This is a genomic window from Limnohabitans sp. (genome assembly GCF_046052765.1).
GTDB lineage: Bacteria > Pseudomonadota > Gammaproteobacteria > Burkholderiales > Burkholderiaceae_C > Limnohabitans.
In genome coordinates this window covers 1-25069 of record NZ_JAVLFQ010000002.1, presented here as the reverse complement: position 1 = coordinate 25069, position 25069 = coordinate 1, and the positions used below count along the sequence as shown (strand labels likewise).

General features: G+C 46.3%; 27 protein-coding genes and 1 tRNA gene. 20 read left to right on the top strand and 8 right to left on the bottom strand.

The features are described from left to right. Positions 1 to 6 precede the first annotated feature (6 nt). Both AC9UG7_RS00270 and AC9UG7_RS00265 read right to left on the bottom strand, forming a co-directional pair. Positions 7 to 438: an ExbD/TolR family protein gene (locus AC9UG7_RS00270; RefSeq protein WP_509582947.1), complete on the bottom strand. Its 432-nt coding sequence runs from the start codon at positions 436 to 438 to the stop codon at positions 7 to 9. A 1-nt stretch (position 439) separates the two neighbouring features. Further along, a complete protein-coding gene (locus AC9UG7_RS00265) occupies positions 440 to 1063 on the bottom strand; it encodes a MotA/TolQ/ExbB proton channel family protein (RefSeq protein WP_509582945.1) in 624 nt (207 codons plus the stop codon). A 71-nt stretch (positions 1064 to 1134) separates the two neighbouring features. On the opposite strand from AC9UG7_RS00265, the gene xseA reads away from it, so the two are divergent. After that, entirely contained in the window at positions 1135 to 2418 is a 1284-nt protein-coding gene (xseA, locus tag AC9UG7_RS00260) for an exodeoxyribonuclease VII large subunit (protein ID WP_509582942.1), read from the top strand. Here the strand turns inward: xseA and AC9UG7_RS00255 are convergent. Further along, a complete protein-coding gene (locus AC9UG7_RS00255; protein ID WP_509582939.1) occupies positions 2396 to 2863 on the bottom strand; it encodes a DUF192 domain-containing protein in 468 nt (155 codons plus the stop codon). The two genes, xseA and AC9UG7_RS00255, sit on opposite strands and share 23 nt — an antisense overlap. Before the next feature lie 88 nt (positions 2864 to 2951). Between AC9UG7_RS00255 and icd the strand changes: the two genes are divergently transcribed. Further along, on the top strand, positions 2952 to 4205 hold the full coding sequence (icd, locus tag AC9UG7_RS00250) for an NADP-dependent isocitrate dehydrogenase (protein ID WP_509582937.1): 1254 nt from the start codon (positions 2952 to 2954) through the stop codon (positions 4203 to 4205). Between the two features lie 13 nt (positions 4206 to 4218). Here icd and AC9UG7_RS00245 read toward each other — a convergent pair whose 3' ends face one another. Continuing rightward, positions 4219 to 4524 (bottom strand): cold-shock protein, encoded by a 306-nt coding sequence (locus tag AC9UG7_RS00245; protein ID WP_509582934.1) that lies wholly within the window; start codon positions 4522 to 4524, stop codon positions 4219 to 4221. Between the two features lie 169 nt (positions 4525 to 4693). Between AC9UG7_RS00245 and clpS the strand changes: the two genes are divergently transcribed. Genes clpS through rng form a run of 10 tightly spaced genes read left to right on the top strand, consistent with a single transcriptional unit; the run spans position 4694 to position 14197 of the window. Beyond that, positions 4694 to 5044, top strand: coding sequence for an ATP-dependent Clp protease adapter ClpS (clpS, locus tag AC9UG7_RS00240; RefSeq protein ID WP_509582932.1), 351 nt, complete (start codon positions 4694 to 4696; stop codon positions 5042 to 5044). Positions 5045 to 5098: 54 nt separating this feature from the next. Then, on the top strand, positions 5099 to 7426 hold the full coding sequence (gene clpA / locus AC9UG7_RS00235) for an ATP-dependent Clp protease ATP-binding subunit ClpA (RefSeq protein WP_509582931.1): 2328 nt from the start codon (positions 5099 to 5101) through the stop codon (positions 7424 to 7426). A gap of 1 nt (position 7427) precedes the next feature. Further along, positions 7428 to 8147, top strand: coding sequence for a YebC/PmpR family DNA-binding transcriptional regulator (locus AC9UG7_RS00230; RefSeq protein WP_509582929.1), 720 nt, complete (start codon positions 7428 to 7430; stop codon positions 8145 to 8147). Then, positions 8144 to 9433, top strand: coding sequence for a phosphoribosylamine--glycine ligase (gene purD, locus AC9UG7_RS00225; RefSeq protein ID WP_509582927.1), 1290 nt, complete (start codon positions 8144 to 8146; stop codon positions 9431 to 9433). Before AC9UG7_RS00230 ends, purD begins: the two co-directional genes overlap by 4 nt. A gap of 30 nt (positions 9434 to 9463) precedes the next feature. Beyond that, entirely contained in the window at positions 9464 to 10378 is a 915-nt protein-coding gene (gene hemF, locus AC9UG7_RS00220; RefSeq protein ID WP_509582924.1) for an oxygen-dependent coproporphyrinogen oxidase, read from the top strand. Then, positions 10375 to 11004: a nicotinate (nicotinamide) nucleotide adenylyltransferase gene (gene nadD / locus AC9UG7_RS00215; RefSeq protein ID WP_509582922.1), complete on the top strand. Its 630-nt coding sequence runs from the start codon at positions 10375 to 10377 to the stop codon at positions 11002 to 11004. The genes hemF and nadD overlap by 4 nt, the downstream gene beginning before the upstream one ends. After that, positions 10988 to 11653: a ribosome silencing factor gene (gene rsfS, locus AC9UG7_RS00210; RefSeq protein ID WP_509582920.1), complete on the top strand. Its 666-nt coding sequence runs from the start codon at positions 10988 to 10990 to the stop codon at positions 11651 to 11653. Before nadD ends, rsfS begins: the two co-directional genes overlap by 17 nt. Continuing rightward, entirely contained in the window at positions 11650 to 12117 is a 468-nt protein-coding gene (gene rlmH, locus AC9UG7_RS00205; RefSeq protein ID WP_509582918.1) for a 23S rRNA (pseudouridine(1915)-N(3))-methyltransferase RlmH, read from the top strand. The genes rsfS and rlmH overlap by 4 nt, the downstream gene beginning before the upstream one ends. A 2-nt stretch (positions 12118 to 12119) precedes the next feature. Further along, a complete protein-coding gene (locus AC9UG7_RS00200; protein WP_509582915.1) occupies positions 12120 to 12740 on the top strand; it encodes a Maf family protein in 621 nt (206 codons plus the stop codon). Further along, positions 12722 to 14197, top strand: coding sequence for a ribonuclease G (gene rng / locus AC9UG7_RS00195; RefSeq protein WP_509582913.1), 1476 nt, complete (start codon positions 12722 to 12724; stop codon positions 14195 to 14197). Before AC9UG7_RS00200 ends, rng begins: the two co-directional genes overlap by 19 nt. A 16-nt stretch (positions 14198 to 14213) precedes the next feature. Here the strand turns inward: rng and msbA are convergent, their stop codons facing one another. Continuing rightward, positions 14214 to 15962: a lipid A export permease/ATP-binding protein MsbA gene (gene msbA / locus AC9UG7_RS00190; RefSeq protein WP_509582910.1), complete on the bottom strand. Its 1749-nt coding sequence runs from the start codon at positions 15960 to 15962 to the stop codon at positions 14214 to 14216. Positions 15963 to 16050: 88 nt separating this feature from the next. On the opposite strand from msbA, the gene tolB reads away from it, so the two are divergent. The 6 genes from tolB (at position 16051) to AC9UG7_RS00160 (ending at position 20203) form a co-directional block, all read left to right on the top strand. Then, positions 16051 to 17328, top strand: a complete 1278-nt coding sequence (gene tolB / locus AC9UG7_RS00185; protein WP_509582994.1) for a Tol-Pal system beta propeller repeat protein TolB — start codon at positions 16051 to 16053, stop codon at positions 17326 to 17328. 24 nt (positions 17329 to 17352) lie between these two features. Beyond that, the gene (gene pal / locus AC9UG7_RS00180) at positions 17353 to 17904 is read left to right on the top strand and encodes a peptidoglycan-associated lipoprotein Pal (protein WP_509582907.1); all 552 of its coding nucleotides are present in this window, start codon (positions 17353 to 17355) and stop codon (positions 17902 to 17904) included. Then, positions 17901 to 18749: a tetratricopeptide repeat protein gene (locus AC9UG7_RS00175; RefSeq protein WP_509582904.1), complete on the top strand. Its 849-nt coding sequence runs from the start codon at positions 17901 to 17903 to the stop codon at positions 18747 to 18749. Before pal ends, AC9UG7_RS00175 begins: the two co-directional genes overlap by 4 nt. Before the next feature lie 4 nt (positions 18750 to 18753). Next, the gene (locus tag AC9UG7_RS00170; RefSeq protein WP_509582901.1) at positions 18754 to 19521 is read left to right on the top strand and encodes a tRNA threonylcarbamoyladenosine dehydratase; all 768 of its coding nucleotides are present in this window, start codon (positions 18754 to 18756) and stop codon (positions 19519 to 19521) included. An 87-nt stretch (positions 19522 to 19608) separates the two neighbouring features. Continuing rightward, positions 19609 to 19684, top strand: a tRNA-Lys gene (locus tag AC9UG7_RS00165). 207 nt (positions 19685 to 19891) lie between these two features. Further along, entirely contained in the window at positions 19892 to 20203 is a 312-nt protein-coding gene (locus AC9UG7_RS00160) for a hypothetical protein (protein ID WP_509582898.1), read from the top strand. A gap of 15 nt (positions 20204 to 20218) precedes the next feature. Here AC9UG7_RS00160 and AC9UG7_RS00155 read toward each other — a convergent pair whose 3' ends face one another. Continuing rightward, positions 20219 to 20770, bottom strand: coding sequence for a recombinase family protein (locus AC9UG7_RS00155; protein WP_509582896.1), 552 nt, complete (start codon positions 20768 to 20770; stop codon positions 20219 to 20221). Positions 20771 to 21012: 242 nt separating this feature from the next. Here AC9UG7_RS00155 and AC9UG7_RS00150 point away from each other — a divergent pair, with 242 nt between their 5' ends. Further along, a complete protein-coding gene (locus AC9UG7_RS00150) occupies positions 21013 to 22089 on the top strand; it encodes a CsgG/HfaB family protein (RefSeq protein WP_509582893.1) in 1077 nt (358 codons plus the stop codon). Between the two features lie 10 nt (positions 22090 to 22099). Next, complete coding sequence (locus AC9UG7_RS00145) at positions 22100 to 23101, top strand: SH3 domain-containing protein (RefSeq protein WP_509582890.1); 1002 nt, start codon at positions 22100 to 22102, stop codon at positions 23099 to 23101. A 40-nt stretch (positions 23102 to 23141) separates the two neighbouring features. Here the strand turns inward: AC9UG7_RS00145 and AC9UG7_RS00140 are convergent, their stop codons facing one another. Together AC9UG7_RS00140 and AC9UG7_RS00135 are read right to left on the bottom strand one after the other, a co-directional pair. Next, positions 23142 to 23312, bottom strand: a complete 171-nt coding sequence (locus AC9UG7_RS00140) for a hypothetical protein (RefSeq protein WP_509582887.1) — start codon at positions 23310 to 23312, stop codon at positions 23142 to 23144. 592 nt (positions 23313 to 23904) lie between these two features. Next, positions 23905 to 24888: an NAD(P)H-binding protein gene (locus tag AC9UG7_RS00135; RefSeq protein WP_509582884.1), complete on the bottom strand. Its 984-nt coding sequence runs from the start codon at positions 24886 to 24888 to the stop codon at positions 23905 to 23907. Between the last annotated feature and the right edge of the window lie 181 nt (positions 24889 to 25069).

The window sequence follows — 25069 nt, the reverse complement described above, 5'->3', positions numbered from 1 at the left end:
AGGGGTTCAAGGTAAAACAGTGGTGCTGGTGCGCGCCTGGGCTGAAAATGTAATGTGTTGTAAACCAGATTTTTGTGCTGCTTCTAGCACCTGAATCACAGACTGATGACTCGCCTGGGCATCGGCTGAAATAATCACTAAAGCTTGTGGAGAATCTTTCGCTGCCTGCCTGAGTGCTAAGGTTAAAGCAACGATATCTGAAGGATTCACAGGCACTTTTTGCACCACATAGCGACCATCGCTGCTGATACTTACTTTGATTTCATTGGGCTTGGTTTCTTGCAGTCCGCTGTCTGCTTGGGGCAGTTGTATGTCTAGTTGAGTTAAACGACCGTAGGTGGTTGTTAGCATCAGAAAAATGAGAATGACCAACAACACATCGACGAACGGGATCAAATTGATCTCGGGTTCGGATGACTGTGGACGGCCGAAACGCATCTTATTTGCCCGTCGGTGTCGCGTAAAAATGCCGCACAAATTGTTCTGCAGCAATCTCCATCTCTACGGTGAAGTAGTCGACTCTGTTGCGTAAATACCGCCACATCACCAAACTGGGAATAGCAATCACCAATCCAAAAGCTGTGTTGTAAAGAGCAACCGATATGCCGTGCGCTAACTGTGCAGGGTTTCCTGTGCCTGGCGTTTGTGAGCCAAATATTTCAATCATGCCGACCACCGTGCCAAACAAACCAAGCAGTGGAGCCACCGAGGCAATAGAGCCCAGCAAGCTCAAGTATTTTTCTAACTTGTGATTGACGCGACGGCCACTTGCTTCAATCACTGCTCTAAAGTCAGATTCAGAAGTAGATGGCTTGCTTTTTCTGTGCATCAGACCAGCAACAATGATTTCGCCTAGCGCACAGTGGTTCTTAAGTTGAGTGATTGACTCGGGGTTGAGCAATTCAGGTTGTGACAAAGAAAGGACTTCATCAAGCAAATGCGCAGGAATAACGCGTTTGATTTGCAAGCTGTAGATACGTTCAAAAATCAACGCCATGGCTGCAACTGAGCATGCGAGTAAGGGCCAAATGGGCCAGCCTGCGGCTTGTATGATGCCTAGCAAATGCGTTCTCCTGTCTGATGTGAGAACAATTATGTCTTACTTACCACCTTGGCTTTAACTCAACAAATGACATGAGCGATTTTTCCACTACCAACGAAATAACCAGCGCTCATGTATGGACTGTCGGTGGGTTATGCCTAGCCATCAGCAATCAGTTGAAATCGCGCTTTGGCCTGCTGGTTGTTCGCGGCGAAATTTCCGGATTGACGCGTGCCGGCAGTGGACACTGCTACTTGACATTAAAGGATGAACAAGGTCAGCTACGTTGTGCAATGTTCAAGCGTGTCGCCGAGTCTGTGAATTTTGAACCCCGCAACGGTGACCTGGTCGAAGTGCAGGCTCGCTGCGGCTTGTACGTTCCTCGGGGCGAAATGCAATTGGTCATTGAATCTATGCGGCCTGCTGGGGCTGGGCAATTACACGAAGCTTTTCTCAGACTCAAAGCCAAGTTGCAGTCTGAAGGCTTGTTTGATGAGGACCGAAAAAGGCCGATTCCATTGCGGCCTGCATGTATCGGCATTGTGACTTCTTTGTCAGCTGCTGCCTTGCATGACGTTTTAACCGCATTGAAAAGAAGGGTTCCACACATACGCTTGCGTATTGCGCCCAGCCCGGTGCAAGGTGCGGATGCGCCGGGCAAATTGATCGATGCACTGAAAGCCTTGCAAACAATACCCGAGGTTGAAGTGATTTTGCTGGTGCGTGGAGGTGGATCTATCGAAGATTTGTGGGCATTCAATGACGAAGCTCTTGCTCACGCCATTGTTAGCTGCCGAGTTCCAGTGATCACGGGGGTAGGACACGAAACGGATGTCACCATCGCCGATTTTTGTGCCGATTTGCGAGCACCTACACCAACGGCTGCAGCTGAACTTTGCGCTTTGGACAGAGCGACTGATTTGAGCGGATTGGATTATTTTCAAGCATCCTTGCTGCAAGCTATGCGTCTTCACTTAGATCAATCTTGGCAAAGACTGGACAGGGCTGAACGGCAAATCGGCAGGCCATCTGGTTGGTTGCATCAACAGCAGCACGCTTGCAGTTTGCTTGCCAACCGATTAGGCCGAGCCACCATCAACAACTTGAATCGACGGCAACTGGCACTTCAACCGATGGCATTGAGATTAAAACGTGCCGCTGTGGACATGCCAGCGCTTCAAGCCAGGCGTTTGGACAAAGCACAATGGCTTTTACAAAACCTTGATCCTGCTTTGGTCCTCAAACGCGGTTATGCCTGGTTACAAAATCAAGAGGGTGTGGCTTTAAGCTCGGTCAAAGACTTGCACAGTGGAGATTTGGTGACAGCCAAGCTGTCTGACGGAGAAACCATACTCAGGGTGGAAGATCAGATTTAATCTGGTTAGTCTTGAAAAGGCTTGACTTCAATACGTATGATTTTTTGATGCGCTTGCTGGCAAACCATCCTTGCTTCATCTCCAAAACAAAACGAACCGGCGCTTCTGAGCAATGTGAGTCTTGGCTCAACGGCTTCATGTCTGCGAGATTCACGATGGTTCCATCATCTGCGATAAAAGCAGCGGTCAGTGGCATCACTGTGTTCTTCATCCAAAAACACTGAATCTGCGCTTGTTCAAAAACAAAAACCATGCCTTCATGTTGGGGCATGTCAGCGCGGTACATCAACCCCATAGCGCGTTGCTCTTGCGTGGCTGCCACCTGTGCATCTATCTGGTACATACCAGCTTGAATCTTGATACGGGGGAGTTCAGTTTGGGCGGTTTGAGCCTTGGCGCTTAGGCTAAGTACAGACAAGAAAAAAGTCAAAAGGTAAGCGTTCATCTTGGGGCAGGGATGGTTAGAATGGATTAAAAGCCGTGTTGACATTAGCAACATAGGTATCGCGTGTTATTTTTTGGGAGATTGTGACTTGTACCAGCATATCAAAGTACCCGCCAAGGGCGAAAAAATCAAAGTTAACGCCGACATGTCTTTGACAGTCCCTGATCAGCCCATCATTCCTTACATTGAAGGTGATGGCACGGGTCTAGACATCACGCCAGTCATGCTCAAAGTAGTGGATGCTGCTGTTGCCAAGGCGTACGGCGGCAAGCGTCAAATTCATTGGATGGAAGTTTACGCAGGCGAAAAATCGACCCAAATTTATGGCCCAGACGTGTGGCTGCCGCAGGAAACCCTTGCCGCACTCAAAGAATATGTTGTTTCTATTAAAGGCCCGTTGACGACGCCAGTTGGTGGCGGTATACGTTCCTTGAACGTGGCATTGCGACAAGAGCTTGATTTGTATGTGTGCTTGCGCCCCGTTCAATATTTCAAAGGGGTGCCATCGCCCCTGAAGGAACCTGAAAAAACGCATATGGTCATCTTCCGTGAAAATTCTGAAGATATTTATGCTGGAATTGAGTACGAGGCAGAGTCTGACAAAGCCAAAAAATTGATCAAGTTCTTGATCGATGAAATGGGCGTTACCAAGATCCGTTTCCCGAATACCTCTGGGATTGGTATCAAGCCCGTCTCTCGTGAAGGCACTGAACGGCTGGTTCGCAAAGCCATACAGTACGCTATTGATAATGACAAACCCAACGTGACCATAGTCCACAAGGGCAACATCATGAAATACACGGAAGGTGGATTCCGAGACTGGGCCTATGCATTGGCTCAAAAAGAATTTGGCGCACAGTTGATAGACGGCGGACCTTGGTGCAGTTTCAAAAACCCGCGTACAGGCCGCGAGATCATTGTCAAAGACAGTATTGCTGATGCTTTCCTGCAACAAATATTGTTGCGTCCTGCCGAGTACAGCGTCATCGCTACTTTGAATTTGAACGGCGATTACATATCTGATGCCTTAGCAGCACAAGTCGGTGGCATTGGAATCGCGCCGGGAGCCAATTTGTCAGATTCGGTCGCTTGTTTTGAAGCCACCCATGGAACCGCCCCAAAGTACGCAGGAAAAGACTATGTGAACCCAGGTTCAGAGATATTGTCTGCAGAAATGATGCTTCGTCACATGGGTTGGATCGAGGCTGCTGATCTGATCATTTCTTCCATGGAAAAATCGATACTGAGTCGTCATGTGACTTACGACTTTGCCCGCTTAATGGAAGGTGCAACCCAAGTGAGTTGCTCCGGATTTGGTCAGGTCATGATTGACCATATGTGATCTTTTAAAAACGTCACGAAAACTGACTGGCTAAATTCGCTCTGAATTGAGGGGTTCGAAGTCTAGACCCCTTGGGGTCGACGTGCTGAGTTTGGGTTGGAGGCATGGCTGGAGCGGCGATAACGCGTATGTTCTTAGCCATCCAACCTCTTGGCCCTTGCATGGGTTCATAAACAACGCTTGCACCTTGCTGCAGGGTTTTAAAACCAATCATTTCTACTTCACTGAAATGGGCAAATATGTCTGAATCAAACTCATTTGATTCAATAAAGCCAAACCCCTTGTGGTTGTTGAACCATTTAACGATACCGAATGCCATAGAAACCTCCGAATTTGTTTGAAAAACTAGAATCCATCATGAATCCTATTTTAGTATTAAATTATATATTTTTAATCTTGTAAATGATTAATTTATAGTTAATAAAATGAGATTTATTTAGTTTTTCCCTATAACTCCGTCATTTGTTCAGCACCGATAGAATAAAGGTATGCCCACAAGTCCTCAAATACCCAAAATCACCCCTGACAAAGAAGCTGGAAACGGGGATTCTGTTGTTTTAGAGCGGAAAACCCTGAAAACCAAGCCTCCACAGATGTACCAAGTCGTCATGTTGAATGATGATTTCACACCGATGGAGTTTGTCGTTCGTGTCTTGCAGGAGTTTTTCAGCAAAGACCGGGAAGCGGCTACTCAAATCATGCTAAAAATTCACCTTGATGGCAAAGGCGTTTGCGGGGTCTATTCCAAGGATGTTGCTGCCACCAAGGTTGACCAAGTACAGGATGCCGCTCATCAGGCGGGGCATCCTTTGCAATGTTTGGCTGAACCCGTTGAATAAATCCCATCCGTTTCCATATACAGTTGAGTCTGAGATTGCACCAAGGAAGAAATCATGATTGCCCAAGAACTTGAAGTCAGCTTGCATATGGCCTTTGTTGAGGCCAGACAACAGCGTCATGAATTCATCACCGTTGAGCATTTGCTGTTGGCACTGCTTGACAACCCTAGCGCCGCCGAAGTGTTGCGTGCCTGTTCAGCAAATATTGATGATTTGCGCAAGTCTTTGTCCAATTTCATCAAAGACAATACGCCGCAGGTAGACGGCACAGAGGAAGTTGACACCCAACCTACACTGGGGTTTCAACGTGTGATTCAGCGTGCCATCATGCACGTTCAATCAACAGGTAATGGCAAAAAAGAAGTGACCGGCGCCAATGTGTTGGTCGCTATATTCGGCGAGAAAGATTCGCACGCTGTGTATTACTTGCACCAGCAAGGCGTCACCCGTTTGGATGTGGTGAATTACATTGCACACGGCATTAAAAAATCCGACCCCGCAGAACCTGTCAAAGGTTCGGAGTCCAGCACGCCTGAGGCTGAAGAAAACAGCGATAAGTCTGAAAAAACTTCTCCGCTGGAGCAGTTCACGCAAAACCTCAACCAGTTGGCCAAAGACGGCAAGATTGATCCGTTGATCGGTCGTGAATATGAAGTGGAGCGAGTGATTCAAATTTTGTGTCGTAGACGCAAAAACAACCCGTTGCTGGTCGGTGAAGCCGGCGTTGGTAAAACCGCCATAGCCGAAGGCCTGGCATGGCGAATCACACAAAAAGATGTGCCTGAAATTTTGGCTGATTCTCAGGTGTATTCGCTTGATATGGGCGCCTTGTTAGCAGGCACTAAATACCGTGGTGATTTTGAGCAACGCCTCAAAGGAGTACTTAAATCGCTCAAAGATAAACCCAATGCGGTATTGTTTATCGATGAAATCCATACCTTGATTGGTGCAGGTGCGGCTTCCGGTGGCACCTTGGACGCATCCAATTTGCTCAAACCAGCATTGTCAAGCGGTCAACTCAAATGTATTGGCGCGACAACTTTCTCAGAATACCGAGGTATTTTTGAAAAAGACGCGGCACTGTCGCGGCGTTTCCAGAAAGTCGATGTGGTCGAGCCCACAGTTGAGCAGACGGTCGATATTCTCAAAGGCCTCAAATCACGTTTTGAAGAGCACCACAGCGTCAGATACGCGGTGGCTGCCTTGCAGGCTGCGGCAGAACTCAGCGCCAAGTACATCAATGACCGCCATTTGCCTGACAAGGCCATTGATGTCATCGACGAAGCTGGCGCTGCACAGCGTATTTTGCCTGTGTCAAAGCGCAAGAAAACCATCACCAAATCAGAGATTGAAGACATTGTTGCCAAGATCGCTCGCATCCCGCCAGCCAGCGTATCAAATGACGATCGAGGTAAGTTGCAAACCTTGGAACGCGATCTGAAAAGCGTGGTGTTCGGCCAAGACAAAGCGCTTGAAGTGCTCGCTTCTTCCGTCAAGATGGCGCGGTCTGGCTTGGGCAAGGCAGACAAACCGATTGGTGCCTTTTTGTTCAGCGGTCCCACTGGCGTGGGTAAAACCGAAGCCGCCAAGCAGCTCGCTTACATCTTAGGTATTGAGTTACTTCGATTCGATATGTCCGAATACATGGAGCGCCATGCGGTGAGCCGTTTGATTGGAGCGCCTCCGGGCTATGTCGGTTTTGATCAAGGCGGATTGCTCACTGAGGCAGTAACCAAAAAACCGCATGCGGTGTTGTTGTTAGATGAAATTGAAAAAGCGCATCCGGATATTTTCAACGTCTTGTTGCAAGTGATGGACCACGGCACCTTGACCGATAACAACGGACGCAAAGCCGATTTCCGCAACATCATCATCATCATGACGACCAACGCCGGCGCCGAGACCATGAACAAGTCAACCATTGGCTTTACGAATGCACGCGAACCTGGTGACGAGATGGCAGACATCAAACGTTTATTCACGCCAGAGTTCCGCAACCGCTTGGATGCCACAGTCAGTTTCAAACCGCTGGATGAAACTGTCATCATGCGCGTGGTTGATAAGTTTTTGTTGCAACTTGAAACACAGTTGGCAGAGAAAAAAGTTGATGTCACGTTCACCGACGACCTACGCAAATACCTGGCCAAAAAAGGCTTTGATCCCCTCATGGGCGCGCGTCCTATGCAGCGCTTGATTCAAGACATGATCCGCCGTGCGCTGGCAGATGAATTGCTATTCGGTCGTTTGACTGAGGGTGGTCGACTCACGGTGGGGCTCGACGACAAGGACGAAGTGCTGTTGGATATACAACCGCTTCCCAAAAAAGAGAGTCGATCCTCTAAATCAGAACCGGCAGAGCCCGAAGAAGCCGAGGCCAGTTAAGGTGGCAGGTCATAGTAAATGGGCCAATATCCAGCACCGTAAGGGCAGGCAAGACGAAAAACGCGGCAAAGTCTGGACGCGCGTCATTCGGGAAATCATGGTGGCTGCGCGAGCCGGGGGTGGCGATCTGCAAATCAATCCCCGCTTGCGTTTAGCGATTGAAAAGGCAAAAGCGGCCAATATGCCTGCTGACACCATCAAACGCAATATCGACAAGGCCACTGGTAACCTAGAAGGCGTGCAATACGAAGAAATCCGCTATGAGGGCTATGGCATAGGGGGTGTGGCATTGATGGTTGACACCATGACTGACAACAAAGTACGGACAGTCGCAGAAGTTCGCCACGCACTGAGCAAACACGGCGGTAACTTAGGCACAGAAGGCTCGGTGGCTTTTCAATTTAAACATTGCGGCCAACTGATTCTGGCGCCCGGCACCTCCGAAGACGTCATCATGGAAGTAGCACTTGAGGCGGGCGCCCAAGATGTCTTGACTGATGAAGATGGCGCTATCGAGGTGTTGACTGACCCTGCTGAATTTGAGGCTATCAAGGCCGCCCTCGACAAAGCAGGGTTGACGCCAGCCATGGCTGAAATCACTTACCGTGCAGATATCACCATCGATTTAAGCGATGAGGATCGCCTGAAAATGCAAAAAATCATTGATGCGTTAGAAGACCTTGACGACGTACAAGAGGTCTACCACAACGCGGCCCTATGAAAATATTGGTGATTGGATCCGGTGGACGCGAGCATGCGCTGGCATGGAAACTGACCGCGTCACCCCAAGTACAAATGGTGTACGTCGCTCCAGGCAATGCCGGCATTGCCATGAATAAAGATCTGCAAGTACTGCCCATCACGGATGTGGTTGCTTTGCGTGAATGGGCTCAGGCCAATGACGTGGGTCTTACCGTGGTGGGTCCTGAGGCTCCTTTGGCAGCAGGCATTGTTGACGAATTCAGAGCCCATGGACTGCGTATTTTTGGCCCTACAAGGGCAGCTGCTCAGCTTGAGAGTTCCAAGGCATTTTCCAAAGCCTTCATGCATCGTCACCAGATACCTACTGCGGCATATCAAGTGTTTGAAGATGCAACGCTTGCGCACGCGTATGTCCAAGCTCAGGTTGCACCCATCGTGGTGAAAGCTGATGGGTTGGCAGCTGGCAAAGGCGTGGTAGTAGCTACCACTTTGCAAGAAGCCCATGAAGCCATTGACCACATGCTTGCCCATGATCAAACCGGCATTCAGCATTCTGACGGGAAGCCAAGGGTGGTGATCGAAGAGTTTTTAGAGGGGGAAGAAGCCAGCTTCATGGTCGTGGCGCATGGTCAGGTTGCAGTGGCACTGGCCACATCCCAAGACCATAAACGCTTGCTTGACGGTGATCAGGGCCCCAATACAGGCGGTATGGGTGCCTATTCTCCCGCGCCAGTCGTGACGCCCGAAATACATGCTCGTGTCATGCGCGAAGTGATTCAACCGACACTCAAAGGCATGGAGTCTGACGGCATTCCTTACACAGGTTTTTTGTATGCCGGATTAATGATTGGCTCGCATGGCCAGATCAAGGTGCTCGAGTTCAATTGCCGCATGGGCGACCCCGAGACCCAACCCATATTGTTAAGGCTCAAAAGTGATTTGCTGGCCTTGCTTTTGGCGGCGACCGAGCCCAAGCCTATTCAACTTGCAAAAATGGAACTGGATTGGGATCGTCGGGTAGCCCTTGGTGTGGTCATGGCCGCATCTGGTTACCCTGGCGCAGTTCGCAAAGGAGACGTGATCCATGGCCTCAATACAGACAAGCCAGATGCCAGGGTGTTTCATGCGGCCACCGCCAAAGAAGGTACAGAAACGGTAACCGCAGGAGGTCGCGTACTTTGCGTGACCGCCCTTGGAGACACGGTTCGTCAAGCGCAGGCTAATGCCTATGAATTGGTTGATACTATCCATTTTGATGGTGCACAGGTCAGACGTGACATTGGCTACCGAGGTGTGAAGCGATGAATTTAGGCCGTTGATTCAAGGACTTGATAAATGAATCCTGTATTTGCGCCTGTGCGCACATATTTGATGGGCTTGCAACAGCGCATCACCTCTGCATTGACTGAGCTGGATGGTCATGCTTTTTTGTCAGACAGCTGGGAAAAACCCAAAGGCGAAGCGCTTCAAGGCAATGGCATCACCATGATCATGGAGCAGGGAAATGTGTTTGAGCGGGCAGGCGTTGGGTTTTCTCATGTCACCGGACCTAAGCTTCCCCCATCAGCCACTCAACACCGTCCCGAACTGAATGGTTCACCATTTGAAGCCATGGGCGTTTCATTGGTGTTCCATCCGCGCAATCCCTATGTGCCAACGGTGCACATGAATGTGCGTGCCTTGATGGCCAAAACACAAGATGGTGAACCCGTCGCCTGGTTTGGTGGTGGCATGGATTTAACACCGTATTATGGGTTTGAAGAAGATGCGATCCATTTCCATCAGACTTGCAGACAAGCTTTAGAGGGGTTCGATGAAAAGTTGTATCCGCGTTTCAAAACATGGTGCGATGAATATTTTTTCTTGAAACACCGCAATGAACCGCGCGGAATCGGTGGAATTTTTTTCGATGATTTTTCAGAATTAGGTTTTGATCGAAGTTTTGAAATGATGCAAAGTGTCGGCAATCATTTGCTTTTGGCTTATCTGCCCATCGTTGAAAAACGCAAAGACATGCCGTTTGGCGAGCGTGAACGGGATCATCAACTGTATCGGCGAGGACGCTATGTCGAATTCAATCTGGTGTTTGATCGGGGAACCCATTTCGGCTTGCAATCCGGCGGACGAACCGAGTCCATCTTGTTATCCATGCCTCCACTGGTGACTTGGTCATACCAGCACCGACCAGAGACTGGTTCGGCTGAGGATCGCTTGTACACAGAATTTCTCAAACCAAAAGCTTGGATTTGAGTCATTCAACCTCACAACGGATTGGTTTGTACGGCGGCGCTTTTGATCCGCCGCATACCGGGCATTTCGTATTGGCCCAGTGCGCCATCAGTCAACTCAAACTTGATCTTTTGTACATCATTCCCACTGGAAATGCATGGCACAAAAGTCAATCCCTGACCACTGCGACCCACAGGCTGGCGATGACACAGTTGAATTTTGCAGACTTACCGGCTGTGGTTGTTGAAGATATGGAATTGAAGCGACAGGGGCCAAGTTATACGATTGACACACTGCGAGAGTTGGTCAAACGCCATGACAGTGCAGATTTTTTTGTGTTGCTCGGCGCAGACCAGGCTGCGCGTTTTGAAACTTGGAAAGAATGGCAACAGATCGCTCAACTGGCTCAACTGGCAGTGGCCCCGCGGGCAACCAGCGAAAAAGACGATACTCAACTGTATGAGTGGCACAATCACCCCCAGATCAGGCTCACGCCATTGAACATGCCCTTGGAAAACGTCAGTGCCACCGACATACGTTTAGGCCTAAAACAAGGCTTCATGACCGACCTCGGTTTAAAGCCCTCAGTGTTTCAATATATTCAACATCACCACCTTTATATGGACCGCCATGACCGAAGTCTCTGAAAAAAAAGACGTACAAAAATTGCAGCGTATCGTTGTCGACAGCCTCGAGGATGTCAAGGCGCAAGACATTGCTGTGTTCAATACCGAACACTTATCTGCGCTATTTGAACGGGTCATCATCGCCAGTGGAACCTCTAACAGGCAAACCAAAGCCTTGGCTGCCAATGTGCGCGACGATGTTCGTGACGGCGGTTTTGGCAAACCCCGGATTGAAGGCGAAGAAAACGGTGAATGGATCATTGTGGACTGCGGTTCAGTGGTAGTACACATCATGCAACCCACCATTCGGCAGTATTACCATCTGGAAGAAATCTGGGGTGATAAACCTGTTCGCATCAAACTGGGTGCACCACTACCGAAAGCCGCACCCAAAGTTGTTGAAATATCAGAACCGGTTGCAAAGAAATCTGCCCGAAGTAAATCTACCGCTAAGCCCGTTGCAGAAAAATCAAAGACTTCAGATAAACCTAAGCGTTCAACAACAGCTTCATCGAATAAAAAACCTGTCGCTCAAAAAACCACTTCAAACCCCAAAGAGCTCAGTAAACCAGTGGCAAAAAAAGTGATCAACACCAAGACCCCTGCAAAGAAAACGGCAGCTAAAAAAACAACTCCACTTAAAAGTGCAGTCCGTCAAACGCGCTCATGAAACTGTGGGTAGTCGCAGTTGGCCAAAAAGTGCCTGCTTGGGCACAACTCGCGTGGGACGACTACGCCAAACGGTTCACGCCTGATATCAAATTGACTTTGAGAACGGTCAAGACAGAACCCCGATCCTCTAAAACTTTGTCTCAAATATGGGTTGCTGAGCGCAGTCGAATTGATGCCGCCATTCCCAAAGACTGCCACCGTATTTGGCTAGATGAAAAAGGCGAACAACTCAGCACTGTTGGTCTTGCAAGCAAATGGCGCGGATGGCAGGATCAAGCATTGGAAGTGGCATTTATCATTGGCGGACCGGACGGATTTGATCCTGTCATCAGACAAGGCGGCCATGATTTACTGGGGTTGTCGAATCTCACCTTACCCCATGCCATGGTGAGAGTGGTGCTCATTGAACAGTTGTACAGAGCCTGGTCTTTGTTATCCAACCATCCCTACCATCGGGAGTGACCATGTTGCCGACTATTTATTTGGCCTCTCAAAGTCCGCGCAGACAACAGTTATTGACTCAAATAGGTATTTCTTTTGAGTTGCTATTGCCAGTTGATGCACTGGCGGCAGAAAAATTAGAACAGGTATTGCCAGGCGAAAACCCCCAGACTTATGTCAAAAGAGTCACGTTATTGAAGCTCAAAGCAGCCACAGCCCAAATGAAGTCCTCCGGCTTGACACCTCGTCCTGTGCTGTGTGCAGACACCACGGTTGCTTTGAATGAAACCATTTTGGGAAAACCTGTCGACGACCAAGATGCATTCAGAATGTTAAGCATCTTGTCAGGCACAACACACCATGTGTTTACTGCAGTGGCGCTAGGCCATGGACGTCGAACTATCTGCAAGGTACAAAAATCATCGGTGACATTCGCAGCCATCAGCAGTAGCGATATTCAAGCCTACGTTCAAACCTCGGAGCCTATGGGTAAAGCAGGCGCATACGCGATACAAGGGTTTGCCGCTTGCTTTATCAAAAAAATTGTAGGCAGTCATTCAGGCATCATGGGTTTGCCAGTTTTTGAAACCCGACAAATGCTCAGCCAAATTGATAAGGACCCATCATGCAACACGACATTCTGATCAATTGGTCACCGCAGGAAACCCGTGTTGCTGTGGTCGAAAACGGTGCCCTACAGGAAATACATATCGAACGTTCGTTAGAGCGCGGCTTGGTTGGTAATATTTACTCTGGACGGGTCGCAAGGGTGCTCCCGGGCATGCAATCAGCATTCATAGATATTGGCATGGAACGCTCCGCCTTCTTGCATGTAGCTGATGTGTTCAATGGCAGCCCTCCCAAAAATACGGATAACGACGCTCAGTCTGCGCAGATCCCGATTGAGAAGCAGGTGTTTGAAGGTCAAACATTGTTGGTTCAAGTGATCAAAGATCCCATCGGAAGCAAAGGTGCGAGGTTATCTACGCAAATAAGTATTGCAGGACGTTTATTGGTTTTTTTACCCCAGGATAACCACATCGGTGTATCGCAAAAAATCCCTCCAGAACAAAGAGAAAACCTGCGTCTCAGACTGGTACAGCTTGCACATCAAAACGAAGAAAAGGGCGGTTTTATTCTTCGAACCAACGGAGAAGATGCAACGGATGCGCAACTTCAAGAGGACATCGCATATTTGCGCAAGACTTGGATCAAGGTAAAAACGAGTTCAACACAACAAGCGTCCAAAAGCTTACTGCATCAAGATTTGAATTTGCTGCAACGCGTATTAAGAGACATGGTGGATGACAATACCCAAACCATACGTATTGATTCACACGAGCAACACGGTATTTTGCGTACATTCGGCACTGAGTTCATGCCATCGGTTTTATCAAAACTTGCGCATTACAAAGGTGAACGCCCCATATTTGATTTATTCAACATAGACGATGAAATTAAACAGGCGTTAGGTCGAAAAGTCATGCTCAAGTCTGGCGGGTACCTGATCATTGATCAAACAGAGGCGTTGACAACCATCGATGTGAATACTGGTGGTTTTGTCGGCGCGAAAAATTTTGACGATACGATTTTCAAAACCAACCTGGAAGCCGCTGGAGCTATTGCGCGGCAATTACGCTTACGCAACTTAGGCGGAGTCATCGTGACAGACTTCATCGACATGCAAAAAATCGAGCACCGCGACGCCGTGCTGACAGAGTTTTCAAAGCAACTGTCACGAGATAAAGTGAAAACAGGTTTGAGTGGGTATTCAGCGTTAGGGTTGGTCGAAATGACTCGTAAACGCACCAGAGAGTCCTTGGCACAGATGCTGTGCGAGCCCTGCGGTCATTGTCAGGGACGTGGGGTTGTGAACACCGCCCGAACGGTTGCTTACAACATTCTCAGAGAAATTTTGAGAGAAGCCAGACAATTCAGTCCGCGCGAGTTTCGAGTTTTAGCAGCCCCTAAAGTCATTGATTTATTGCAAGAGGAAGAAAGCCAACACTTGGTCGGTTTGAGTGAGTTCATTGGCAAACCTATTTCTTTGCAAGCTGAATTTGGTATAGGGCTTGAGCAATACAACATCGTATTGCTTTGAACTGATCAACAAGTACTTATGATGCTTGCAGATTGCCAGAACTACCCAATCTGAACATCGAGGCGTACACACCATCGATGTTCATCAGACTTTGATGTGTACCTGATTCAATGATGCGCCCAGCATCCAGCACAACAATGCGGTCTGCATTTTCAATGGTTGATAAGCGATGCGCTATCACTAACGTTGTTCTGCCTTTTTGTAATTTTTGCAAAGCATCTTGAACCATGCGCTCAGATTCATTGTCTAATGCGGATGTAGCTTCATCCAAAATCAGAATAGGTGTGTTTTTGTACATGGCTCTGGCAATCGCTAGACGTTGACGTTGTCCACCCGACAGTGTGGAAGCGTTATGGCCAACCAGCGTGTCAATATGATCGGGAAGCGTTTGTAGATAGTCCCCCAAGTTAGCAGCCAGCAAGCATTCAACCACTCTGTCTCTGTCTGGCTCTTTGCCGAGGGCAACATTGGCTGCCAAGGAGTCGTTCATCACGACTACTGTTTGACTGACCATGGCAAATTGTCGGCGCAAATCACGTAGATCCCAATCTCGTATGGAAACACCGTCAAGCGTCACATCGCCTTGGGTCCACTCAACAAATCTGGGCAGTAAATTCGCCAACGATGTTTTGCCTGAACCCGAACTTCCCACCAATGCCACCGTTTCTCCAGGCTTGATCTCAAGTTCAATTTCCTTGAGCGCATAAGGATGGTCCGGTTGGTATTGAACAGAAATATGTTGAAAATGCAAATGTCCCTTGGCTTTTTCGCAATGAAAGTGACCACTGGTTTCAACAGGTGTGTGGTTGATCAGTTCAAGCGCACGTTCAATGGCAGCAACACCACGCGTGATGGGTCCTGCAACTTCAGATAAGTGTTTGATGGGATTGACCAGCATCAACATGCCCGTGACGAAAGCAGCAAAACCACCGACACTCATATGGCTGTCTTGACTTTGTAACAAAGCTACGCTGATCACCGCCGAAAGTGCGACCGCAGAAAATAGTTGTGTCAATGGCGTAATGCCTGCGTTAGCGACAGTTGTTTTGAGTGACAAACGGGACATCGCCAAGCCAAGATTCCTAAAGCGTTGTGTTTGTAGTGCTTGCGCGTCATGCAGGCGAATTTCTCGGTGAGCTAATGCAGTTTCCTCTACCGCATAAGACAAATTATCTGTGGCTTGCTGACTTGAGCGAACAAGCATATATAAACGCCTGCTCAGAACCTTCATTAACCATGCTACCGAAGGGATGAGCAAGGCCACAATCAAACTTAATTTCCAATTGAGGTAGAGCAAATAAGCAATCAGCGAAATAAGCGTCAAACTGTCGCGAACCGCACCAATCATTGCATTGACCAGTGTCAGTGCCCCGATCTGTACTTCAAATACCAGCGTATTGCCCAGTGCGCTCGCATTTTGTTGTCTGAATAATGACAGCGTTGCGTCTTGCAGTCGGTTGAACATTTGAACGCGCAGCTGCAGCAATCCGTTTTGTGTGACTTTCGCGATAGCTACTTGCCCCACAAACATACCCAAGCCGCGAATACCAAAAAGTCCGATCAAGGCAAATGGCACCAACCATACTGAGAAACTGTTTTGCTGAAAACCCTTGTCCAGCAAAGGTTGAAGCAATGCTGGCACCATGGGCTCGCACAATGCAACCAATACCATGCACACAACGGCAATCACCCACGCATGAGTAGGTTGCTTGAATAAACTCAAGCAACTGATCAAGCGTTGTATGAAATTTTTCTCTTGGCTCATTTGTAATCACTTTATACTTGTGTGGATTATCGCCTTAGAGAAGTCCTCTCTTGGTTAGAATCGCGGAGCAACAATTACCATGAAAAACATGACCCGATACGTCATCGCGATAACTGCCCTGATTGGAATGCTGTTTGCATACAGTGGTCCGGCACAAGCAGAATTCAAAGTTGAAATCTCAGGCGTAGGCATTAGCCAGATTCCCATCGGCATTACTGATTTCCGTTCTTCCGAAACGGTTCCTCAAAAAATCTCTCAAATCATCAGCGCTGATCTGGAACGCAGTGGTCAATTTAAAAGTTCAAACCCAGGCGTTGAGTTGGATGAAAACACCCGTCCAGATTTCAATCTGCTGAAACAAAAAAAAATTGACGCATTACTGACTGGCAGTATCAGCAAATTGGCGGATGGGCGCTTTGAAGTTCGCTACAGGCTATGGGATATGGTTAGAAGCCAGGACTTGGGTGGTCAAAGCTTCATGGCACTACCCTCTGATTTACGTTTTGTGGCGCACCGTGTTGCGGATCAAGTGTATGAAAAACTAACCGGTGACAAGGGCATTTTTTCAACCCGTATTACCTACATAACCAGTTCCGCAAACCGTCATATGCTGTGGGTTTCTGATTCAGACGGTGAAAACGCTCAATCCGCACTGACCAGTCCTGAACCTATCATTTCGTCAAGTTGGTCACCGAATGGAAATGAACTTGCTTACGTTTCTTTTGAAACACGCAAACCTGTTGTTTACATTCACAATGTAGCAACTGGCAAGCGCAGGGTGTTGGCTAATTTCAAAGGGTCTAACAGCGCACCTGCTTGGTCGCCTGACGGAAAGAATCTGGCCATTACCCTGAGCAAAGATGGTGGCTCTCAAATCTTTTTGATAGATGCCACAGGCGGTGATCCTAAACGTATCACCCAGTCCACCGGAATTGATACTGAGCCGGTTTTCACTTCAGATGGCAGCGCTATTTATTTCGTCAGTGACCGTGGCGGATCTCCTCAAATCTACCGCATACCTTCATCAGGAGGTCCTGTACAAAGGGTGACTTTCAATGGCAACTACAACATTTCACCGGCGCTGAGCGCCGATGGCAAATGGCTAGCCTATATTTCCCGCACTGGTTCCTCATATAAGCTTCAATTAATGGAGTTAGCTACTGACAAAGTATTGTCTTTGACAGAAACAACCCGCGATGAAAAACCCAGTTTTGCACCGAATGGAAAACTTATTCTGTATGCGACACTGATCCAAGGTCGTGAGGCGCTGATGACAACGACGTTAGATGGCAAAATAAGTGCAAAGCTTGCCGGACAAACCACCAATATTCGTGAACCCCATTGGGGCCCTTTCTTAAAACCTTGACGCTTTGAAATTTGGAGTAAATCTATGATGAAGTCTCTATTGTCTTTTTTGCTTGTGGTGATGCTTACCGCCTGTGCCTCTGGGGTGAAACTCAATGATGTGCCAGTTGAAGACAGATCTGGCATCAAACCACCGCCCGAACTATCCAATATCACTCCTGCGCCAGTACAACCAACGCCGCAACCTCAAAGCAAGGTTGAACCCGTTACATCATCAAATAATGACAATTTTGCATCTGGGCCAGCTAACACAACAAAAATTATTTATTTCGATTACGACAGTTTTTCCGTTAAACCTGAATTTCAATCTGTCATCGAATCACACGCAAAGTTTTTGAAAGCAAACCCTCGTGCACGTTTATCCTTAGAGGGTCATTCGGATGAGCGCGGTGGACGTGAGTACAACCTTGCACTCGGACAAAAGCGTTCTGATGCGGTTCGTCAAAGTTTGACCTTGTTGGGTGTGGCTGCTTCGCAAATTGAAACTGTCAGTTTCGGCGAAGAGAAACCTGCAGTTCAAGGCAACAACGAAGCCGCATTCTCTAAAAACCGTCGTGCTGAATTCTTCTACAAATGAAACCAAGCTTTAAGACAGCTTGTCTGTGTTGGTTGTTTGTAGCAACTTTTTCCCACGCGGGAGTATTTGAAGACGATGAAGCACGGCGAGCGATTCTTGATTTAAGACAACGCTTAGAAAACCTTCGTCAAGCGCAACTGAACAATGAGGCTGTGATACAGCGTTCACTCGACAGCATCACCAAATCACAACAAGTTGTGCGTGATACGGTCGCCTCTGAAGTTCAGCAAGAATCCTCCCGCTTACAGCAAGCCTTGCTTCAGCTGCAATCTCAGATTGATGGACTCAAGCAAAGCTTGGCTGAAACACGTGGAGAAAGAGACCAGTTGCAACGTGAAATCTCACTTTTAAAACGTGGTCAAAACGACAACACTTCAGGATTGGAAGAACGCTTGCTCAAGATGGAGCAACGTATTGCTAAATTAGAGCCTGTTATTTTTCAACTTGACGGTCTTGAATTTCAGGCAGACCCGGCCGAAAAGAAAGATTTTGAACTGGCCTTGGCTTCTTTCAGAAAAGGTGATTTCACTGCATCTATCGCCACCTTCTCGGCTTTTTTACGCAAATACCCTGATACTGGATTTAAACAAAGTACCTTGTTCTGGCTAGCCAGTGCGAAGTATGTGAAGCGGGAATACGCAGATACCGTCAATCAATTGAAGGCTTTTACCGGCATGAGCGATAGCCATACCAAATTTCCTGAAGCCTTATTGACTTTGGCCAACGCACAGCTCGAATTGAAATTGCCACAAGAAGCCAAGAAAACATTCGATGAATTGATTTCAAAACATCCCAATTCAGAAGCAGCAATCGCTGCCAAAGAACGGATGACTAAATTGAAATAGATTGGTGGATACGACCCATATCACTTCGGCAGACATAGACAGACGTTTTGGCGGCTTGTCTCGATTGTTCGGAACTGACACAGCAAAACGAATCCAACATGCCTCTGTGGCAGTGATCGGAGTTGGCGGCGTTGGCTCATGGTCTGTGGAGGCCTTGGCAAGAAGTGGGGTTGGACATTTAACGTTGATTGATATGGATCATGTTTCCGAATCCAATATCAATCGTCAGTTACATGCGCTGACCACTACACTGGGTCAATCCAAAGTTCAAGCCATGCAAGATCGCATTTCGCTGATCAATCCGTCGTGTGTCGTACGAAAAATTGATGATTTCATCACACCTGAAAACATAGATTCATTGTTACCCCGCGATCTGGATATGCTGATAGATGCCACCGATCAGGTCAGCGCCAAAGTCGCTTTGGCTTCTTGGTGTTTAGCGCATCACAAACCTTTGGTTATGGTGGGTGCTGCTGGTGGAAAAAAACTCGCCCATTTGGTTGAAATGGCAGATTTAGCCTCGGTCACACATGACCCGCTGCTTGCACAAGTCAGGCAACGGCTTCGAAAAATGGGTTTTGTTTTTTCTGTCAAAGTTCCCAGCAGTATTCATGCGGTGTTTAGCAGGGAAGAAATTACCCGACCCGAACCCATCGAAGGCGTATCTGTAGATGGCAATTTGAATTGCCATGGATACGGTTCATTGGTCACTGTGACAGCCACTTTTGGTCAGTGTGCAGCAGGTTGGGTATTGAACCATTTTTCTCACTGATTGATATTTAACAGTCTTGTTAAAAGCTCAAAAAAACAGTTATACTTTGTGGCTTCGCTTTGCAGCAAAACTGCTACGCGCAATGATGGGACGTTAGCTCAGTTGGTAGAGCAGCGGACTTTTAATCCGTTGGTCACAAGTTCGAATCTTGTACGTCCTACCAAAAACCCCAATTAAATTAAGCGCTTAAAGAGATTTAAGTGCTTTTTTTATTTTGAAAGTATAAAAGTCTGTAGTTTTATACTTTCCACGGCAAACCGCACCACCACTAGTGATGCGGTTTTTTCTGTGCCTACCGAAAAAATTCTTGCCATTTCTTACCCCATTCATACCATCCAAACCCTCATCAACAACTCACAGAGGTAACGGTATGACACAGAGTGACACAGGGACAACATTGGTCAAACTTCGCAAGATGATTGAATCAATGCAGAAGGAAGAAATGCGTCAGATTCAATCAACGCACTCAGACGCACTTGCACAGATTGTTGCCATCGCCAAACAGAACCAACTGAACGCAGAACACATTGCATTTGCGTTGAGTGTGAAAGAACCAAGAGTCAAGAAAGAACATCGTGTTCCGAGGAAGAACAAAAAGTCTTCCATCTTCAATGAACCAGAAGTCGTTCAGTCAGAAGGCAACAGAACTCAATCAGAACCCACTTATGAGTGGGTTTTTTAATGCTCTACTGATTAGTTAATGTTGAACCTGTGACAGGCATCGGTACACAGTTGCTCTACTGACTTTGAACTGAGTCATCAAGTCGTGGATAGAGTCACCATTGAGTCGCCTTGACTTCATGGTCATCAGTTGCTCATCGTTCAGAACACATTTGCGACCGAATTTCACACCTCGTTTGATTGCGTGTTCAACACCTTGTGACTGTCTATCACGCCTGAGGTCATTCTCAAAAGTGGCAATAGCACCGAGCATCGTGAAAAGCAGCATCCCAGTAGATGTAGAAGTATCTATCTGTTGATCCAAGACGACCAGTTTGACATTCATTCTGTCTAGTCGAGACATGATGTTCAATAGGTCACGGGTGGATCTTGCGAGTCTGTCCAGTTTAGTGATGACCAGACTATCACCGTCATTTAGATAGTTCAGGCAGCGTTGGAGTTGTTCTCGGTCGTCGTTTCGAGCAGACTGCTTCTCTTGGAACACTGTGTCACAGAATGACAACTTCTCAAGTTGAACCTCAAGTGATTGACCGTAAGACGACACTCTGGCGTAACCGATACTTGACATAGTGAATAGATTTGGTAGATTAGTTAAGGATCTGTGGATGGTGAGACAACATTTGAGACTTGGCAACCACCGAAAAATGTAATGCTTTTTGAATCCATCTCAAATTGTTTACATTTTGAGACATAGGAAATATATTCATCAATACAATGAACTGTCTTGTTAGCATGGTGTGTCTAAATTAAGACTTGAATGAAATTTGTATTTTGAAATTGACTAATCACAAAGTAATCTAAGACTCAAATATGAAAAAATATATATTAATAATACTAATATGCCTTTCTTCAGTTAACAGTTATTCACAAGGCAGAGGATCTCCTCAAACAACTCAAACAGAAAATAAAGGTCCGAATTTATTTGATAAATTAAAAGATGCATTTGCTAATAAACCTGGAGAAGCGAATACCCCAATAAAAGGTTCAGCGACATCGTCTGGAAGTACGAATGCAGCACCAAGTTTAGAGAAATGTGAAAAATCTCTAGGAACTATTGCTATCTCAGAACCTCAAAATGATATACAAACACTACTGAACCAATATAAATTACCACCACCAACACAATTATTAAGATTAATAATTCAACAATCAAAATGCTTTCAAGTAGTTGAGCGTGGAAAAGCAATGCAAAACATAATGCAAGAAAGAGCATTATCAGATAATGGTGACCTTCAAGCAGACCAAAATATTGGAAAAGGTCAATTAGTTAGTGCTGATTTTATAATGACTGCAACTGTTGCATTTAGCACCAATAATGCTGGAGGTGCAGCAATAGGTGCAGTCGGTGGATTTTTTGGACCCATAGGAGCGATTGCAGGTGCAGTTGGTGCCGGTATTAATCTAAAACAAGCACAAACATCATTAATTATTTCTGATGTCAGGTCTGGTCTACAAGTTGCAGCAGCGGAGGGTAATGTTGAAAAAGCAGATTTTGGAATTGGTGGTGTTTTAGGTGGTGTTGGTGCGGGTGCGTATACGAGTACAGCAGAGGGGAAAATTGTTGCTGCTGCATTACTTGACAACTACAATAATATTGTTAAATCAATTAGAGATTTGCCAACACTTGCTGACTCTAAGATTAATGAAAAATCTGCTGAAAATGCAAAATCTGCTCCAAAAGCAAACTCTTACAATAAGGGTGATATGTTGAGAGTTAAAGTGGCAAATGTTGTTTTATTAAAAATGCCAAATGAAGAAAGTGAAGTAATAAGTAAATTATCTAAAACTGATGATTTGCTTTATTTGGGAGTCACTGAACAAGGTTTTGTAAAAGTCAGAACTGAAAACGGTGTTGGTTGGGTGGAAGAAATACTTGTCAAAAAGTAAAGGACTTATAATGAAAGTTAAAGTTATTTTTTTTGTACTTCTATTATTGAATATAAACTCATTTAGTCAAACTAATTCTATTAATTTTAATATTGGTGATGTAGTAACTTCAAAAATAAATAATGTTGAAATATTGAAATCACCTGACGACAGTGCAGAGGTTCTTTACAAGATTACAAAAGAAGACGAATTAATTTATCTTGGCGAAAAATCCAACTCATATTCTAAAATTAAATTTAATAATAAAAATGGTTGGATAGACTCTTCTTTCTTAACAAATAAAAAAATATTATCTACTGACTCTAATAATAATATTGCAAAAAAATCACTTCCAAAATGTGAAGGTGAAAATTATCTTAAATGGACTAATTGTGTTGGTTCATTTACCTATTTAGACGGACCAAAAAAAGGATATGCATATCAAGGCGAAGTTTTAGATGGCAAAGCACATGGTTTCGGCAAAAGAATTGGACCAGAAACAAAATACGAAGGTGAATTCAAAAATGATCTTGCTGATGGATACGGAACTGTTAAATCTGACAAATTTGAATATATTGGGATGTATAAAGAAAATAATCTTCATGGTAAAGGCGTAATGAAATTTTCAAATGGTGACAAATACGACGGCGAATACTTAAATAGTAAACAAAGTGGCACTGGTACGTATTGGCACAGGAATGGTGATAAGTATATTGGAGATTATTTAAATGGAGAAAGACATGGAAAAGGCACTCATTTATATAGTAACGGTGACAAATATGAAGGAAGTTATCAGAATGGTGAAATGACTGGGACGGGAAAATATGATACTAATCGTGGAGAACATTATTCAGGGGGATTTTTAAATGGAAAATATGATGGTGAAGGTTCAATAATTCTTTCAAATGGAGATAGATATGTTGGACAGTTCAAAAATGGTAAGTATCATGGCATTGGATCTTATATATCATCCAATCCATTTTTTACACCTAGCACTGGTCAATGGATTAATGGTGAATTTATCGATAGGTGATTTATTGAAAATTTTCACTTTTCTTGCCCTATATTTAAATTTAACTCCTCACCACCACCACCTCTGCACCACCTTTGCCAAGGAACTTCTGTAAATCTTTCAACGCAGACTCAAGCGACTTAGGTTCAACTGGATTGATGTGAAGATACATAAGGTCTTTGGTGGCAGACTTCTGAATCAGTTCTTTTATTTTGGTCTTGTCTGGTGCCATCAGTACACCGCATCCAAGTCGTTTAAGACTGCTGTGATGCCTCTGGTCTCAATGTCTTTTATGTGTCGTGCAATGGCATCTCTGCACAGGACTGACATGGGAATCTTGGTGCGTCTGGATATGTTGGTAAATTTGGTGTGCTGGGAATGAGCGATTCGGATTGGAATCTGTTTTCTTGGTTGTTCTTCTTGGTTTACTGATGACATATATGGAATCTCCATGTAAGGATTTATCTAAGACTTTCACACGGTAAGTTAGTGCGAGGCAGTAGCGAACACTTTGTGATGATGTTCTATTGGTACAGGTATTTATGCCAGCAGAATGACTGTGGTCACAAATAGGTCTGGTTGATTTTGGATTCCGTGGGAAATTTCTGGTGGAATAAATTATTGGATTGTTTTGTTTGACCTGGTGGTGATTTTTACTTTAATACTTATCCGGTACTTCATGGGGACTTAATTCAATCATCTTCACTGCGTTCAGATGATGCTTCGCCGTTTAAGGTCTTTTGGTAATGTAGGCAAATAAAAACAATGGAACCGTTAACAAAGTTAACATTCATTGGAGCGTACCTAAGCTGCTGGCAACGGCTTCAAAACACAGCGTGATCACCCAGTTGCACTTTCGCTTCACCCGCCACAAGTTGTTTGTAATGTTCAAACAAAGTTTGCGTACCGAAGGACGGCGTAGCGTCCGCGTCATAAGCTTGCGTTTGCGTGTTCCACACCAGCATGGACTCGGTGGCGTAATAGCGGCCTATGCGGGCAAGCTCAGCCTTATCAGCCAGCGAAGGTATCAATTTTCCTAAGGTCTTCAACACATGGATGATGACATCAAGCAAACCCACGGGCAGGTGTTTGTACTTCGGGGTTTTGCCCAGCAGTTTGAACAGGTACTCGCCTTGCTGCAAAGGCGTGATCGCCTCGCCCGGCCCGCCTATGGGCAGTATCCGGTTGTGTTTGTCAGCATCACTCAAACAAGCGGCGATGAAATGCCCGAGGTCGTCATCGCTGATGGGCTTGCAAGCGGTTAAGCGTCCGTCGCCGAACAGCAAAAAAGGCTTGCCTTGCTTTAAACGTTGAATCTGCCCTGATAAAGATTTGAAAAACGCCGTTGGCCTGACGATGGAATAAGTCAAACCGGACACCATCAATTCTTTTTCAAAAGCAAGTTTGGCTTGTTGAAAACCGAGCAATGGCTTTTGCACGCAAATCGCTGACAACAATACAAATTGCTTTATGCCGGCGGCTTGTGCAAGTTTCAACAACTGAGAATGGGCTTGGTAATCTATGGCCCATGCATCACGCGGGGTGCCGGTGCGCGAAGCCAGGCAAGACACCACAGCATCGAAATGTTCGCCTTGCAAACCGTGAACTTGCACAGATTCAGCCGATTGCACATCGCCAAAACGCACTTGGGTTCCCGCCAGCTGTTCGCGGGTTTTTTCAGCAGTCCAGCTACCCTTGACCCCGGCTATATTCCGGGCCAGACACACCACCTCGTGGCCGCTGCTGAGCAATGCCCTGGCCGTGGCCAATCCTATGGTGCCGGTGGCACCGAGCAATAACACGCGCATGAAGCTTGGCTCCAGTTGAAAAAATCCGACTGTAGAGCATCTGCCGATCTCTGGTACTTTTCACTTAGGTGGCGCTCTGGCTATTTATTGACTGACGGATGTATCAGATAGAAGTACATGAACTGACCCTGTCAGGGCTTAGCCTCTTGCTTTTTCGGCAGACCTATTCTCAGAATCCCCC